14 protein-coding genes are annotated in these 15208 nt (G+C 41.2%); 8 read left to right on the forward strand and 6 right to left on the reverse strand.

Features of this window, described 5'->3' with window-relative positions; translation table 11 throughout:
* The coding region (locus AN944_RS17475; RefSeq protein ID WP_408005088.1) for a hypothetical protein at positions 1-186 on the reverse strand (186 nt) is incomplete at its 3' end.
* 340 nt (positions 187-526) lie between these two features.
* On the opposite strand from AN944_RS17475, the gene AN944_RS17480 reads away from it, so the two are divergent.
* The 3 genes from AN944_RS17480 to AN944_RS17490 all read left to right on the forward strand — a co-directional run bounded on the left by AN944_RS17480 (position 527) and on the right by AN944_RS17490 (position 4407).
* Complete coding sequence (locus AN944_RS17480; RefSeq protein ID WP_055025931.1) at positions 527-1378, forward strand: mannosyl-3-phosphoglycerate phosphatase; 852 nt, start codon at positions 527-529, stop codon at positions 1376-1378.
* Position 1379: 1 nt separating this feature from the next.
* Positions 1380-2600: a hypothetical protein gene (locus AN944_RS17485; RefSeq protein ID WP_055025932.1), complete on the forward strand. Its 1221-nt coding sequence runs from the start codon at positions 1380-1382 to the stop codon at positions 2598-2600.
* A 64-nt stretch (positions 2601-2664) separates the two neighbouring features.
* A complete protein-coding gene (locus AN944_RS17490; protein WP_055025933.1) occupies positions 2665-4407 on the forward strand; it encodes a sugar phosphorylase in 1743 nt (580 codons plus the stop codon).
* Between the two features lie 80 nt (positions 4408-4487).
* Here AN944_RS17490 and AN944_RS17495 read toward each other — a convergent pair whose 3' ends face one another.
* Positions 4488-5942, reverse strand: coding sequence for a methyl-accepting chemotaxis protein (locus AN944_RS17495; RefSeq protein ID WP_055025934.1), 1455 nt, complete (start codon positions 5940-5942; stop codon positions 4488-4490).
* 607 nt (positions 5943-6549) lie between these two features.
* Here AN944_RS17495 and AN944_RS17500 point away from each other — a divergent pair.
* Complete coding sequence (locus AN944_RS17500; protein ID WP_055025935.1) at positions 6550-7347, forward strand: molybdate ABC transporter substrate-binding protein; 798 nt, start codon at positions 6550-6552, stop codon at positions 7345-7347.
* 44 nt (positions 7348-7391) lie between these two features.
* Here the strand turns inward: AN944_RS17500 and AN944_RS17505 are convergent, their stop codons facing one another.
* On the reverse strand, positions 7392-9329 hold the full coding sequence (locus AN944_RS17505; protein WP_055025936.1) for a sensor domain-containing diguanylate cyclase: 1938 nt from the start codon (positions 9327-9329) through the stop codon (positions 7392-7394).
* 484 nt (positions 9330-9813) lie between these two features.
* On the opposite strand from AN944_RS17505, the gene AN944_RS17510 reads away from it, so the two are divergent.
* The 3 genes from AN944_RS17510 to AN944_RS17520 all read left to right on the forward strand — a co-directional run bounded on the left by AN944_RS17510 (position 9814) and on the right by AN944_RS17520 (position 11523).
* On the forward strand, positions 9814-10164 hold the full coding sequence (locus tag AN944_RS17510) for a DUF4870 domain-containing protein (RefSeq protein ID WP_055025937.1): 351 nt from the start codon (positions 9814-9816) through the stop codon (positions 10162-10164).
* A 107-nt stretch (positions 10165-10271) separates the two neighbouring features.
* The gene (locus AN944_RS17515) at positions 10272-10928 is read left to right on the forward strand and encodes a Bax inhibitor-1 family protein (RefSeq protein ID WP_055025938.1); all 657 of its coding nucleotides are present in this window, start codon (positions 10272-10274) and stop codon (positions 10926-10928) included.
* 73 nt (positions 10929-11001) lie between these two features.
* Positions 11002-11523 (forward strand): GNAT family N-acetyltransferase, encoded by a 522-nt coding sequence (locus AN944_RS17520; RefSeq protein WP_082420050.1) that lies wholly within the window; start codon positions 11002-11004, stop codon positions 11521-11523.
* A 5-nt stretch (positions 11524-11528) separates the two neighbouring features.
* Here the strand turns inward: AN944_RS17520 and AN944_RS17525 are convergent, their stop codons facing one another.
* Both AN944_RS17525 and AN944_RS17530 read right to left on the reverse strand, forming a co-directional pair.
* Positions 11529-12068, reverse strand: a complete 540-nt coding sequence (locus tag AN944_RS17525; protein WP_055025940.1) for an NADPH-dependent FMN reductase — start codon at positions 12066-12068, stop codon at positions 11529-11531.
* A gap of 90 nt (positions 12069-12158) precedes the next feature.
* Positions 12159-12557 (reverse strand): VOC family protein, encoded by a 399-nt coding sequence (locus tag AN944_RS17530; RefSeq protein WP_055025941.1) that lies wholly within the window; start codon positions 12555-12557, stop codon positions 12159-12161.
* A 210-nt stretch (positions 12558-12767) separates the two neighbouring features.
* Between AN944_RS17530 and AN944_RS17535 the strand changes: the two genes are divergently transcribed.
* Positions 12768-13673 carry a LysR family transcriptional regulator gene (locus tag AN944_RS17535; protein WP_055025942.1) on the forward strand — a complete coding sequence of 302 codons (906 nt, stop codon included), beginning with the start codon at positions 12768-12770 and terminating at the stop codon, positions 13671-13673.
* Positions 13674-13763: 90 nt separating this feature from the next.
* On the opposite strand, the gene hutW is transcribed toward AN944_RS17535, so the two are convergent.
* Complete coding sequence (gene hutW / locus AN944_RS17540) at positions 13764-15149, reverse strand: heme anaerobic degradation radical SAM methyltransferase ChuW/HutW (protein WP_055025943.1); 1386 nt, start codon at positions 15147-15149, stop codon at positions 13764-13766.
* Between the last annotated feature and the right edge of the window lie 59 nt (positions 15150-15208).

Here is a 15208-nt window from a genome sequence, read left to right on the forward strand (position 1 = left end):
TGGCATTCTCAATTTTATATCGCGTATGTACTGGATATTTTCACGTTGTTTTTGAATTAAATAATGCAGCAACATCCGAGATCGTTCAGTTTCTGTTTCATCTAATAAGCGTTCACACGCCATCGAAATAGCTTCATAAACATCAATCAAATGATCTAATACCTCAAAAGCCTGGTTAAATCGCATGCTCACTCCTTACATAGCGGGTTTCGCTAGTTCAAATAAGCCATTTCTAGGTTAAATTTCAGCCCTAATGTAATGACAGTTTATTAAGGTGTAGTCGATAGTGTGAACAATGTAAAATTGCACCTTTATAGTGCATCGATGATGTAAAAGTCAGCACAACATTGTTTGAATCTTGAATTTTTAATCCTATTTATGATTCCGTGCATTAATAAATTAATATTTAAAATCAATGTCTAAAGTCAGTAATTAACCAATTTGGTGCATTTTATATCAAGCTGGCATGTTCCCTGTAACGTTTAATTTAATCACACAATGATTAGCGAAATGGCAGGGGAAGAAAATGACGACTCAACCGCTTATTTTTACCGATATGGATGGCACTTTACTCGACCACTATGACTATAGTTTTTCGAGTGCAATTGGCGTGATAGAGGCGTTGGTTGAAAAACAAATTCCTATTATTCCCAATACCAGTAAAACCTTTGCTGAAATGGAAAAAATTCAACAAACCATTGGTTTTAATTCTCCATTTATTTCTGAAAATGGCGCCGTGGTATATATCCCAATTGGCTACTTTGAACAACAACCTGAAGATACTGTGACCGAGGGGTATTACTGGGTTAAAGCCTTTTGTGAAACAAGGCAACATTGGCTCAGTCTATTAGATAATCAAGCAAGTGAATTTGCAGAAGACTTCATTGGCTTTTCATCACTCAGTGCTGATGAGCTATGTGAACTCACCGACTTATCCGCAGAGAAAGCAGAACTTGCCTTAGTAAGGCATTACTCAGAGCCGCTATTGTGGACGGCTGATGAAGAGCGCAAGCAACGCTTTATTGACCATATGCAGAAGCTTGGTGCCAATATGTTGCAAGGTGGTCGATTTTTGCATGTGGGCGGCCATACCGACAAAGGGTGTGCAATGAACTGGCTGGCACAGGTTTATGCTAACGCATATCAGGTAGGGGTTAACACAATAGCATTGGGCGATAGCGGAAATGATAGTGCCATGCTTGAAGCCGCCGATATTGCGATTCAAATTAAGTCGCCAACCCATACTTTTCCAACAATTCAAACCAGCAATAAAACCATGCAAAGCCGCCACTACGGTCCCAAGGGCTGGGCTGAATGCTTGCAAGCGTTATTACTTGATTCTCCCACCCCAAGTTTATTTACAGCTGAGGAGGCATAACATGGCTGACTTTTATCAGAATGGTATTGTGACGACATTACATAATTTAACCCAGCGTACCCATGAGGAAATGGAAAAGGACCTCATGAAATTTGCCAAAACTCGACCACTAGGGCTAATTTTACCTTCGCTATATTCAGAGCTAGAAGGTGAAGCGTTACCCAATATCATTAATAAATTGAAAGATGTGCCGTATTTATCGGAAGTGGTAATAGGTTTAGACCGAGCTGATAAAGCGCAGTATCAGCAAGCGCTAAAATTCTTCAATCAATTACCGCAACATCACCGAGTGTTATGGAACGATGGGCCAAGATTACAAGCACTAGATGCAAAACTCAGTGCATTGGGTTTAGCGCCCAAAGAGTTGGGGAAAGGACGAAATGTTTGGTATTGCATGGGCTATATTTTAGCATCAGGCAAAACTGAGTCAGTCGCCCTGCATGACTGTGACATCGTCACCTATGAAAAGTCATTGTTAGCACGCTTACTTTATCCTGTTGCTAACCCGCAGTTTAATTATGAGTTCAGTAAAGGCTATTATGCCCGCATGTCAGACGGCAAAATTAATGGTCGTGTGTCACGTCTGCTGGTCACGCCATTGATCAAAGCGCTGCAAAGAGTCGTTGGCCATAACGATTACCTTGAATACATGGACAGTTTTCGGTACCCACTGGCAGGTGAATTCTCCTTTCGACGTGATGTGCTAAATGATTTACGTATTCCGAGTGATTGGGGCTTAGAAATTGGCGTGCTCAGTGAAATGCACCGTAACTATGCCCACAACCGTATTTGCCAAGTCGATATTGCCGATAATTATGATCATAAGCATCAAGATTTGTCGCTCGATAATGCCGAAGCGGGGTTATCAAAAATGTCGATTGATATTACTAAGGCGTTTTATCGCAAACTGGCTACCCAAGGTGAAACCTTCAATACAGAAGCCTTTAGAACATTAAAAGCAACCTATTATCGTATTGCCTTAGATTACGTGGAAACCTACCATAATGACGCATTGATGAACGGGTTATCAACCGATATTCATACCGAAGAAAAAGCCGTTGAAATGTTTACTCAAAACATTGTGACAGCAGGTCAGCGCTTTTTAGATAACCCAATGGAAACGCCATTCATGCCAACATGGAGCCGAGTGATCAGTGCTATGCCTGACGTACTTGAGCAACTTAAATCGGCAGTAGAAGCGGATAACGCTGAGTTTATGTAATGAATAAGGTCGATAAGGCTGGTGGGCTGCCAGTCTAATCTGATAAACGTTAGAAGATAGGCTTATGACAGAAATAGAAAGTTTAAAGCATAAACTGATTCAACAGCTTGGATGCATTTATAAAGATGTTCAGCTAACACAAAGTTATGATGAGCTTGCTGATATGTTGGTCGATATTATGCGCATTACTCAAGGTGGCTTTACTCCTCGACCATACAGTAATCATTGGTCTGAAAAAGATGTGGTAGTGATAACCTACGGCGACAGCATTATTGCAGCAGATCAAAAACCGTTGGCCACGTTATCCGACTTTATGGATACGCATCTTGAATGCATTAATGCGGTGCATATTCTGCCATTTTTCCCATTTAGTTCGGATGATGGCTTTGCTGTTATCGATTACTCAAGTGTCAATGATGGCTTGGGTGATTGGTCTGATATTACCGCCATAGCATCAAAGCGCAGACTCATGTCTGATTTAGTCATCAATCATTGTTCTAGTCGAAGTGCTTGGTTTCAGAACTTTATCAAGGGTGAAGGAATTGGGCATGATTATTTTTTTACCGCCAATGTTGACGATGATTTATCTCAAGTGGTTCGCCCAAGAACCTCTGCGTTATTAAGGCCAACTCATACAAGTAAAGGCTGGCAGCATGTCTGGTGTACCTTCAGTCATGATCAAGTGGATTTTGACTTTAGAAATCCACAAGTGCTTATTGAGTTTACACGTATCATTAGGCAATACCTTGATGCCGGCGTGAATATTTTCCGCCTTGATGCCGTGGCATTCTTGTGGAAAATTGTCGGCACGAAATCAATTAACTTACCGCAAACCCATGAAGTGATCCGTTTATTACGCACATTAATAGAGCATGCTCAACAAGATGCAGTCGTGATCACCGAAACCAATATTCCCAATACTCAAAACCTGACTTATTTTGGCAACGCCAACGAAGCGCACTGTATTTATAATTTCTCATTGCCGCCATTACTGATTAATACTTTGATTACAGGAAGCTGTTTGTATTTAAAACGTTGGCAAATGAGCATGCCTCCAGCACAGGATGGCACCACTTATTTTAACTTTATTGCTTCACATGATGGTGTGGGTTTAAGGCCTGTTGAAGGGATATTAGAGCAGGATGAAATTGACAGTCTAGTAGAAACCATGGTGTTGTTTGGCGGTAAGATTTCCAGCCGAACGAGCGAAGATGGCCATAAAAAGCCCTATGAAATGAACATCGCACTCATCGATGCCTTGCAAGGTACAACGAAAGGCAAAGACCAATTTGGTTTAGCGCGCTTTACCTGTGCCCATGCCATTATGTTGGGGCTGGAAGGGATCCCTGGGATATATATTCATAGCTTACTGGGCACCGAAAATGATTATGAGAAACTGGCTAATACCTCTCATAATCGCTCAATTAATCGTCATCGTTGGGATGCAGAGCAACTGAATGGCTTGCTTGCCGATGACAATAGTACCCATGCTAAAGTGCTTGCAGCACTGACTAAGCTGATAACTATTCGAACCAATCAAGCTGCATTTAATCCTAATGCGACTCAATTTACCTTGCACTTAGGGTTGCAGTTATTTGGCTTTTGGCGTCAGAGTCGCGATCGTAGACAGAGCATTTTTTGTATCAGTAATATTTCAGACCAAGCGATAGATTTACCCTTGGCCGAGCTGAACTTAATTGGTACCGAAACCTGGTTTGATTTGATTGACGGCGAAGTGATCCACGATATTACTGCTACGCAATTATTAGAGCCTTACCAAACGGTTTGGATTAGTAACGTACCTTAACGATCAAAGCTTATTAACGAAAAATACAATGAGGCGAAGATGCGAGTCGCCTCAATGAGTTAGCGAGTACCTAAGTCGGCTTATGATTTAGCCAAACGATACTGTTTTAAAATATCATCTAATCCAACAGATGCTTGAGTGAGTTGGTTTGCAATGGTCACTGAGCGATGTGATGTTTCATGTATCGTTTCTGCTTGGCTACGAATGTCATGCAGTTGCTGAGCAATATCACGAGAAGCTGCGCTTTGTTGCTCAGAAGATGAAGCGATCTGCGAGCTCATATCAAACACATGGTTAATTGAAGTGACCATGCCATCAACATCTTCACCCACCGAGGCAATGGCTTGTTGCCCTTGCTCAGCTTGTTTAACAATGTCTTCAGTAATATGCGATAAGGTGCCCGTGTCTTTCTGTAACCCTTCTATCATGGTTTGTATTTCTACTGTCGCTTGCTGAGTGCGACTAGCTAAAGTACGTACTTCATCGGCAACGACAGCAAACCCACGACCTTGTTCACCCGCTCGTGCCGCTTCAATGGCAGCATTAAGCGCCAATAAGTTAGTTTGCTCAGAAATACTATTAATCGTGGTGACCACTTCACCAATATTGGCAGCAGCTTTTGATAGCTCATCAACAGAGATAGATGCCTGCGAGATGCGACCTGTTAAAGTGCCAATACGATTGACGGCTTCACTGATTTGCACTTGGCTATTGTTGGCTTGCGATGAGCTTGTTTGAGTTTGTTCACTGGTACTGCTTGCATGGTGCGAGACCGCTTCAATCGCCGTGGTCATTTGCGACATCGCCACCGATACCGTATCTAAAAAGTTATGTTGATATTCAGTAAGCTGCTCACTTTGCTGCGCTTGCTGATTAAATTCTTGTGCGGCATTAGACAAGGTTTGCGCATTGGCTGCAATGGCGGTCACCATTTCGCTCATGTTATCGGCACTGCGATCAATTTCTCGGGCAATAAGACTGAAATCATCCGTACCAAAAAAATTAAGGCGGCAGGTTAAGTCACCTTCAGCAAGACGCTTGATGGCAACATACATGTCCCATAGTCCGCCACCTAACGAAGTCGAAATCCAATAACACAGTAGGTACAGAGGCAATAAACCGGCAAATGCCCAAATCAGCATGCTGCTTGCGCTGGATAAGGGTTCTGCCTCTAATTTAGCGACATTCACTGTTAGAATTAACGCTGAGTTATTGACGGGTGCGCTTACGGTAATGTTGTCTTGATAGCGTGTAGCCTGAGTTAATTGGCCAACTTTTGCATCAATGAGATGAGCGAAATCAACTAATGCCTGATCATCAAGCCCTTGAGCTTGAGCGCTTTGTGCAAAAGCATTGACTCTGGATTGAGCGAATTGCTCTGAACTGTATTCAATTTGATTGGTGTAATTGACGTATTGAGTCATAGCTATAGCGGCGGTAATCGCGGTGACAAGAGCGCATATAACCCAAAACTTACCGTTTAAACTGAGCTTAATGAGTACAGCATCTACTTTACGAAAGCTAATTTGTTTCATGTCGAGCATTCCTTTAGTCAAAGCAACAATCTAGCCCTGACATTAAGTTGCAAATGCGGTCAGTGCCTACAATATATTCTGTAAATTATATTGATAATTTAATTCATCAATACAAAGTGTTACATGTAATAAGCTGGCATGTTACCGAGTATTACCAGTGAATAAATCGAGACAGATCTCAGTCTGACAGTCACTGATTGTTTTTTATCTTTTTTTAGCGATTTATCTGTTGATTAATTTCACGTTACATCACCAATCAAACCCAATTAATTGGTTGAACTAAGTGAGGTGACATAAACACATTGTTTATTGGCACTGATAAAAGAGATATCGGCGCAGGTAACAAAAAGTTTAGCGAGAAGTGCTGTGTCATTGGGCTAATAATGTCATGCCAAATAGCGAGCGATAGTCACTAACGTTATGTTATTTAACGCTGTTTTCCTCTATGTAAATTATTGATGTGAATGTTTGATTTTGCGATGAATGCCGAGTTTATTTTGTGCCGAAAAGCATAGTGTAAGCGACTGAGAATAATGTAACGGCATGAATCAATAGTGATTAATGCCAAATTATTGACCTTAAAATATTAACTTGTGAGCGAATTAACATGAAAAAATGGTTAGTCACCTTAGCTGTAATGAGCAGCTTCTCAGCGAGTACGGTTGCCGCTGAGACAGTAGAGTTTAGAGCTGCAGGAAGTTTAAAGACGGCAATGACGGAAATCGTTGCTCAATATCAAGATCAATATGATGTAGCAGTGGCGTCGCAGTTTGCCCCATCTGGATTATTACGTAAGCGAATTGAGCAAGGCGAGCATGTCGATTTGTATGCCTCTGCAAACATGAAACACCCAACGACTCTCAATAAAGCTGATAAAGCAGGGCCTGTAGTGCGATTTGCTGGCAATAAGCTCTGTGCCATTGCCCAGCAAAATGTCTCACTTACCAGTGAGCAGTTATTGGATAAAATGCTAAGCAAGAATATTAGAGTGGGCACATCCACACCCAAAGCGGATCCTGCGGGTGATTATGCTTGGAAGTTATTTGCCAAAGCTGAACAGTTACAAACAGGTGCAGAGCAAACATTACAACAAAAAGCGTTACAGCTAACAGGTGGTGAACACTCAGCTAAAGCGCCTGAAGGGCGCAACCCTTACGGTTGGGTAATGGAAAATAATCAGGCAGATATCTTCTTAACCTACTGTACCAATGCGGTATTGGCACAAAAAGAAGTGCCAGCGTTACAAATTATTAGCGTGCCAGAAGCATTATCTGTTGGCGCACAATATGGGCTAACGCTTGTGAATGGGGCTAACCCAGATGCCGCTGGTTTAGCGCACTTTATTTTATCATCGGATGGCCAAGAAATTTTGGCTAAATACGGTTTTGATACCCCATTAAAATAGTGATTTTAGGCCAGTATCGCTGGCCTAAATCAAGCGTTTTAGCTTTATACGACACTCAGTTTCGAGCTTGATGTCATTCGCATCTGAGTGTTGCTCGTCGTTGTCGCATCATATTGTATAACCTGATTTCGCCCCGCTTTTTTTGCTCTATACATGGCGATATCAGCATGTTTATACGCTAAGGTTGCATCGTCTTTTACTTTAGTGACTCCAGCACTAATGGTGAAAGGGAACTGCGAATTGGCATCAATAATACGGCAAAGTCGATTAAGCACAGCCTCAGCTTGAGCTGCTGAGGTGTGTGGCATTAACACTGCAAACTCCTCTCCACCAATGCGAGCGACAATGTCTGTCTCACGGCATTGCTGATTTAAAAAATGGGCTAACTTTTGCAATGCAACATCACCTGCATCGTGTCCATGCTTATCATTGATGACTTTAAAATGGTCTATATCGATGATCCCTAAACATGCTTGGTAATCAGGGTAACGTTTAGTATAAACCGTGAGATTATCTAGCTCCTTGTCAAACTTACGACGATTCCAGACTCCGGTTAAAGGATCCGACTCACTTTGGTTTCGTAACTCTTCTTCAAGCAGTTTTCGTTGCGTAATATCGATAAAGGTAATCACGTACTTTTTGACTTGCCCTATGTTGTTTTTTAACGTTTGTATTCGGGTTATCAGCGTATATTGCAGGCCTGATTTGTTATGACCGACAATCTCACCTTTCCATAAGTCATCCTTTTCTAATTGTATTTTTATGGCGGCAACTTGATGCTCATTGAGCGACAGGTTTAATTGATACAGTGATTTATTGAGTAGTTGTTTTTGGGTATAACCCGAAACCCGCACAAACTCTTGATTCACTTTTATTAATGCAAACTGTGGATTAGTAATAATCACGCCCGCAACACCATTAAAAGCGGCTTCAATCAATTGGCTGTTAGCCAATTCATTTTCATGCTGGTTGTATAATTTGAAAATGTAGCCACAAATACCCGCAATCAGTAGCAAAATGAGTAAGCCATTCACCAGCAGGTGTTGTTTTTGTTGTTGCACATAAGGTGAATCTGTCGGGCTCGATATAACAATATACTGGCCAAGTGGGCTGTAGGCCTCTCCAAGGGATAGCCTTGCATAAGAGTAGACTGCATCATCTTGAGTTAGGCGGCCATTTTCAGACGATTGAATTTGCTTCCATAAATTAGGCATAAGCTCAGCCAAGCTAGAGCCAGCTTTGTTATGAAGTAAATTATCTAATGTTTCATTAGGTTGATCGCTTGCAAGTAAGTGGCCTTGATGTTCAAATATTTTTGTCACGACATTATCTTGATGAATCCCATCAATGGCGCTTAGCATGTTAGAAATACTCAGGTTTATCACCATAAACCCTTGACGTTTTTGTTGGTGATAAACAGGCGAGATGATACGCATGCTTGCCTGAATAGGTTGTGATAACTCACCATTTTCAATTTCTAAGTCGACAGGCCAAGTACCAACTTCACCTTGTTTTAGCTGCTTTGCATACACAAAATACGGGCGTTGAGACTTGTTTTGTAATTGCGCTGTAGGCACTCGCAAGGGTTGAACACCTAGGTTATTAACCCTAATTAGTTCAATACCATCATTGTTGATATAACGAATCTGCGAATATATGGCTTCATTTTTTGCCACAAAATAAAACATATTCTCAAGCGTATCGCGGCTGCTCTGACTAGGGTGCTCAGTAAATTTCATGATCTGCGGGCTCGTAGTGAGCTTTTTGATGATGTCATCAACGCCCTCAATAACAGCTGCGAGCTTGTCTGTTGAAAATGTTAATCGCTGACTGTGCTTGTCATTGATACGCTTCATTTCGTCATTTTCAATTTTTTGGTACTGATTAAATATGTAAAAACCCACACTGATACTGAACATCAATATGACACTAAAAATCAGCTTGAATACGCGAATATTTTTTCTTCGTTGAGTTTGTTGCATAAGCCTACTTAGATGATAAAAAGTTGATAATCAATATGGCAGCACGTCACCAAACAGCCGCTCTTGGGTGATAACTAGCTTAATAAAAGTCGTAATTAAAGAGTTACCATTTAATGCCACAGAGCCTTGTTACGACTTTTTATTGAGGCTGATGACGCTGTAGTTTTAAACAATGACGCAAGGGAGGAGAGTCAGGTAAGCGTTATAAGGTGATGTTTTTAAATGCTTAATGATAATTGTAAAGTGTGATTTTAATCAAAGAGTACTATTGCACTAACGAGGTGAGCTGGGTAATCTAAGTTAAGAAACATATTGTCATTCGAGACGTGAAGGATTGCTATCGAGTACGTGAAAAGGAGCTTTCAGATTTATCCTTACACCAGCTTTTGCATATTCCTGTCATAAACTCTGCTTAATATGCCTTCGATAACCACAACAACTCTAAAAGAAAAGTGCCTAAATCAGGCAAATAAGGATTGCAAAAATGAGTGAAGAAACAACATTACAAACTCAAGAAGTGAGTCAAGACTCTAAAAACTTGGCACTACTTTGTTGGATAGGCACCATCTTTTTTGGTTTTATTCCTGGTTTGGTTTTATATCTCGTCAAGACTGATGATGAATATGTTCGCCAGCAAGCAAAAGAATCGTTAAACCTCTCGATCACCGTTATCATTGGTTACTTTATTTCAAGCCTTCTATTTATTATCGTTATTGGCATGTTGACCATGTTTGCTGTTGGGATATTTAACTTAGTGTTTTGTATTTTAGGTGCGATTGCGGCATCAAAAGCAGAAGACTTTAAAGTGCCTTATATCTTACGTTTAATTAAATAAACATCACTGGGTCAGTATGACCAGAAAGGCTCAATGACGAAAGCTGTGCTTTCGTCATTTTTATTTGAACGTAAGTTGAAGAATGATTGAGTGACAAGGAAAGCTAAGTGGAAACAAATGTATTTGATCGAACATATACCACAGACAAGATTATCAGTGGGCCATTATACAATTTATTGATTGGGTTAACCCTATGCTGGGGCTTTGGCATTAACTGGTGGATGGTGACTAATATTTCCCCTGAAGCGATTGCATCTGTTAATTCTTGGGTCTTTTTTATTGGTTACTTTGCGTCATGTTTTTTAGGTATTTACCTATTTTCATCGTCAGATAAACCTGTGGTGAGTTTTATTGGCTACAACTTCGTGGTCGTGCCATTTGGTTTCATTATTAACTTGGTTGTGAGTCAATATGACGCTGCACTCGTGTCTGAAGCCATTCGTATTACTGGGTTAGTGACTATTGCAATGATGTGTTTAGGCACATTGTTCCCTGCTTTTTTCAGTAAAATTGCCGGAGCGTTAACCATTGCGCTGCTGTTGGTTATCGTCATCGAATTAATTGAAATTTATGTCTTTGGGATCCACCATGGCATATTAGATTGGATAGTCGTGCTGATCTTTTGTGGCTATATTGGCTACGACTGGGGGCGCGCAAATCAAATTCCTAAAACAGTTGATAACGCGATAGATAGCGCCGCAGCCTTGTATATGGACATCATTAATTTATTCCTAAGAATTTTACGTATTTTAGGTCGCAAGTAAGTGCTCATTAGGCGTTAACATTAAAGAGCCGTGAGGCTCTTTTTTTGTCTCAATTAATATAGGGAAAGTATCATTGAAACTCGTTAAACCCAGTGCAGAATACCAATCCAGTTATCTTGCTTATATTGCAGAACTAGCCGATGAAGAGCGTTATCCTTTTCCACTGGATTTTGATCATCATGATTTTGAAGCCATGTTGCAAAAAATTCAGAACTTTGCTGATGGGGTTAACTTGCCTCAAGGTTATGTCGCCAGCGAAACCTATTGGTTAGTTGATGAGGCTGAGTTAGTTGGTGTCGCCAACTTACGCTTGCGGTTAAATGACGCTATTAGACATTGTGGCGGGCACATTGGCTTGGGCATTCGTCCAAGTTATAGAGGTCAAGGCTTAGGGGCTGAACTCATGGGACTGGTTATTGCTAAGGCAAAACTCAAAGGCATTAATGAGCTACACATTCATTGCTATAAGCACAATGTTGCTTCAGCAAAAATGATAATGGTAAATGGCGGGGTACTAGCGTCAGAGATATCATTGTCAGACGATCAGAGCTCAGATAACGCTGCGGCAATAATACAGCGTTATCGAGTGGTTTGAATGACTTAGCTAACTAATTGAACCACAGCTTGATTCAGTTCTGCGACAAGTTCTGCATTGGTTAATTGACCTTTCTCGGTATCAAAGTTTTGATAAAAGCTAGGGACTGACATCGAGCCTTTGACCTCAGCGGCAAAGTAAGGGGCTGAACCTGTCGCCGCTGCAAGTACTGTACTCGCGCCGCCTGGGCCAGGCGAGGTTGCCAATAGTAATGTTGGCTTACCCTGAAATACTTTTTGATCAATGCGTGATGTCCAATCAAATAGGTTTTTATATGCTGCGGTGTATGAGCCGTTATGCTCTGCAAATGAAATAACGATAGCATCCGCATGACCAATTTTGTTGAAAAAAGCTTTAGCCAAGTCAGGCTGACCCAATTCTTTCTCACGGTCTTCACTGAATAATGGTATTTCGTAGTCATTGATATCGAGCAATTCAACTTCGGCATTATCAACTAATGTCGCGGCATGGTTAGCCGCATATTGTGCGAGTTGTTTATTAATGGAATGACGACTGCTGCTTGCTGCAAATGCTAAAATTTTCATGTTATTGCCTTAGGCTCTTTAAGCCAGAATAAGTCAGTTAAAACAAAACGTATGTTGGGGTAAATTACTCGTATTTATTTATGTTTAACATTAATTTACGTGCTTGTATTCAATAAATTCGATGACATTTTTGTCAGGATCTCGAATGAAGAATGAACGTCCATTAATGTGCTGCATTAGTTCACCACTGAGTGAAATGTTGCGTTCGCTTAATTGCTCAATCATGACGTCAGCATCATTAATTTCTAACGCAATATGGGTATAGCCAGTGTGTTTAGTGGGAATATCCATTAGTACATTCGTGTCAGTTTGTGCGGCATTCAAAATAAAATTAATGTTGATACCACTCGGGTGTTCGACAATCGCTACTGGCTCTGGCCCTAATGGACCAGCCACATAATTAAATCCAAGTTGCGCGTAAAATGCTTTAGCAATATCAAGGTTTTTTACGCGTAATCCATAATGATTAATTCGAGTGATCTGTTCCATGATTATTTCCTTATAGTTAACCACTTAAAGGCTTGAGCCCTCGTGTGTTGATGTGGTTACTTTAGCGATATCACGGCGTGGGATTAAGTAGGTATAAGGCAAAGTATTATTTCCATATGACTTGTAATTCTGGGTTATATTAAAAATTGGTGTTATTTTGGAATGAATGTCGACCTGTGTGTCTGGCTAATTTGATGAAGAGAGTGACATATGAATCTTGACCCTAAATTGTTTGATGGCCTGGTAATTTTTAGTCAAGTTATCGAATCTGGTAGCTTCTCGATTGCCGCCGAAAAAACCGGTCACTCGACATCGCACATCAGTAAAGTGGTGACAAAATTAGAGCAGCGATTACAAACCCGCTTGTTACATCGCAGTACACGCTCATTGAGTTTAACGCCAGAAGGTAAGTTATTTCATCAGCATTGTGTGCAGATAGTCAAAGATGCAGAGCAAGCTGTCGCTATGTTAGATAGTCGCTTACAAGTGCCTAGTGGCACGTTAAAAATTAGCTGCCCGGTCACTTTAGGTTTAATGCACTTACAACCGATATTGTCCTTATACATGGAGCAATACCCACAAATAAACTTAGACATTGATTTTAGTGACCGTCATGTCGACTTAATTCAAGATGGTTATGACTTAGCGATAAGAGCAACCCAACAGCTCGATGATTCTAATTTGATTTGTAAGCGCCTCAGTCGATTTCACGCATTAGTGGTAGCAACGCCAGCATATTTAGCAAAACATGGGACGCCGCAGTCTCCAGAAGACCTTATTACTCATCAATGTATTTGTTACACCAATTTAAAGCATCCTAGTCGTTGGGTATTTGAACACCCTGAAAAAGCGACAGTGACGGTCGATGTTCCCCAAGTTATCGGTTGTAATAATGCGGATATGGAATTAGCAATGGTGCTGGATGATCATGGTATTTGCCGCCTGCCTTCTTTTTATTTATCTAAGGCATTAGAGCAGAAAAAGCTGACGGTGTTGTTTAGTGACTATGTGCAACCTGAAGTGGATATTTACGCTGTGTATCCTAGTCGCAAGCATTTAACTCCAAAGGTGCGAAGTTTCATTGATATGCTGGTGGAGCATATGCCAGCTTCATAACTTGTCCATTATTCACGATATGAACAAGCGGTATTTGATGCAGCAGATATCCCAGTTTATTGGTATATCTGCTTCGCCTCAGTTGGTCAATTAGCTTGCTAACTGTGCTTCTGCATTCATTGGGTTTTTAGCTAAATACTCAAATAAACCCGTTTGCATATTCACGTTCCAAAAACGGCCTGCAAGCGTGAGTTTCAAGCAGCGGTCATCTATCGTTGCGAGTCCATTTTGCTGCCAAGCTTCAAACAATGGCTGCAAATGAATAACAACATCGGTTTCAATCCCATCGAATGATAATGTGCCTGAGTCTAAGCCACGTTTAAAAATTGCATCAAATGCGGCAGATGGATTTGGACTGAGCGCCATGCCTGGTACTTGTGCTGGCAATCGTGTCTGGCTGCTAGACTCTGCATCTTCAGTGACAACTTGTGCTTGGTGCCACTCACTTAAATCTCTGGCATTCATCATGCCATGACCATGAATGCTACCGCCGCCGCCAGCACCAAAAGGCAAAATTTCGATACCGCTTTTAGCGAGTGAGTTATACACACTGCGCTCACGGTCATCTCTGCGCCAATGACAGCTAGATAATCTTTGCCATTGCTGGCTTTCTAGTGCATTAGCGCCATAGGCATACATGCTGGCACGGGTTTGGCTATCGGCCTGAAATTCACTGGTTTCTGTACCTAATACTTTGCCTTTTTCGCTGGCTTTATCGATACGGTTACCCGCTAAGCCAATTAACTGATATAAATCGACGCCATGGGCTCCACAGTCAATTGCAGCTTGAATATCTTGTTGCCATATATCCATGGTTTGCCCTGGTAAACCAAAGATCAAGTCGATGACAATACTGGCGCTTGGATGTTGGCTAAGCTGTTGTAATCGCTTAAGCAAAGTCTCTTTATCATCAAAACGACCTGCAGCTTTGCGTACAGCAGTATCAAAGCTTTGAACACCAAATGAAAAACGATTAAAACCGTTATCTAGCGCATTGTTAAACTTAGCGTCATCAAAACCATTTAGGCGGCCTTCTAGGGTGACTTCTGCATTATCAGCTAATGGAAATCGTTGAATAGCTTGGCCTAACTTGGCAATTTCCTCAGCGGTAATATCAGTCGGTGTACCACCACCGACGTAAACCGTGTCAAAGGGCTGACTTTGTGCCAACTTTGTTTGCGAGGCGAGTGTTAACTGCTGACACAATACTTCCATATAGTGGCTAATGCGCTCAGGTTTAGCGCCATTTTCAAAGAAATTACAGAAGCTACAACGCTTACGACAAAATGGAATATGAATATATAAAGCACGTTTATCTGCAGTTGTTTCCGTTTGCCACCATTGTTGCCAAAGCTGTTCATCAACTTTAATTGGACGGCTACCACTTCGACCTGCATGGGGAGCGCTTTTGACTTTAAATGCATGTTGCAAAGGGTCTGGGCTTGCAATGCCTGTCATGGAAGAAGTTAAGATCATGGTTACTCACATCAAGTAAAAATAAATATGGTTAATGATAACCATTATCATTTGCATTT

The organism is Shewanella sp. P1-14-1, assembly GCF_001401775.1.
Taxonomy (GTDB): Bacteria; Pseudomonadota; Gammaproteobacteria; order Enterobacterales; family Shewanellaceae; genus Shewanella; species Shewanella japonica.

Bases quoted from the DNA above. Each gene is read 5' to 3' on its own strand.
- AN944_RS17535 (WP_055025942.1), top strand. From the start codon at position 12,768: ATGAATCTTGACCCTAAATTGTTTGATGGCCTGGTAATTTTTAGTCAA.
- AN944_RS17480 (WP_055025931.1), top strand. From the start codon at position 527: ATGACGACTCAACCGCTTATTTTTACCGATATGGATGGCACTTTACTC.
- AN944_RS17505 (WP_055025936.1), bottom strand. From the start codon at position 9,329: ATGCAACAAACTCAACGAAGAAAAAATATTCGCGTATTCAAGCTGATT.
- AN944_RS17485 (WP_055025932.1), top strand. From the start codon at position 1,380: ATGGCTGACTTTTATCAGAATGGTATTGTGACGACATTACATAATTTA.
- AN944_RS17530 (WP_055025941.1), bottom strand. From the start codon at position 12,557: ATGGAACAGATCACTCGAATTAATCATTATGGATTACGCGTAAAAAAC.
- hutW (WP_055025943.1), bottom strand. From the start codon at position 15,149: ATGATCTTAACTTCTTCCATGACAGGCATTGCAAGCCCAGACCCTTTG.
- AN944_RS17500 (WP_055025935.1), top strand. From the start codon at position 6,550: ATGAAAAAATGGTTAGTCACCTTAGCTGTAATGAGCAGCTTCTCAGCG.
- AN944_RS17490 (WP_055025933.1), top strand. From the start codon at position 2,665: ATGACAGAAATAGAAAGTTTAAAGCATAAACTGATTCAACAGCTTGGA.
- AN944_RS17525 (WP_055025940.1), bottom strand. From the start codon at position 12,068: ATGAAAATTTTAGCATTTGCAGCAAGCAGCAGTCGTCATTCCATTAAT.
- AN944_RS17495 (WP_055025934.1), bottom strand. From the start codon at position 5,942: ATGAAACAAATTAGCTTTCGTAAAGTAGATGCTGTACTCATTAAGCTC.
- AN944_RS17510 (WP_055025937.1), top strand. From the start codon at position 9,814: ATGAGTGAAGAAACAACATTACAAACTCAAGAAGTGAGTCAAGACTCT.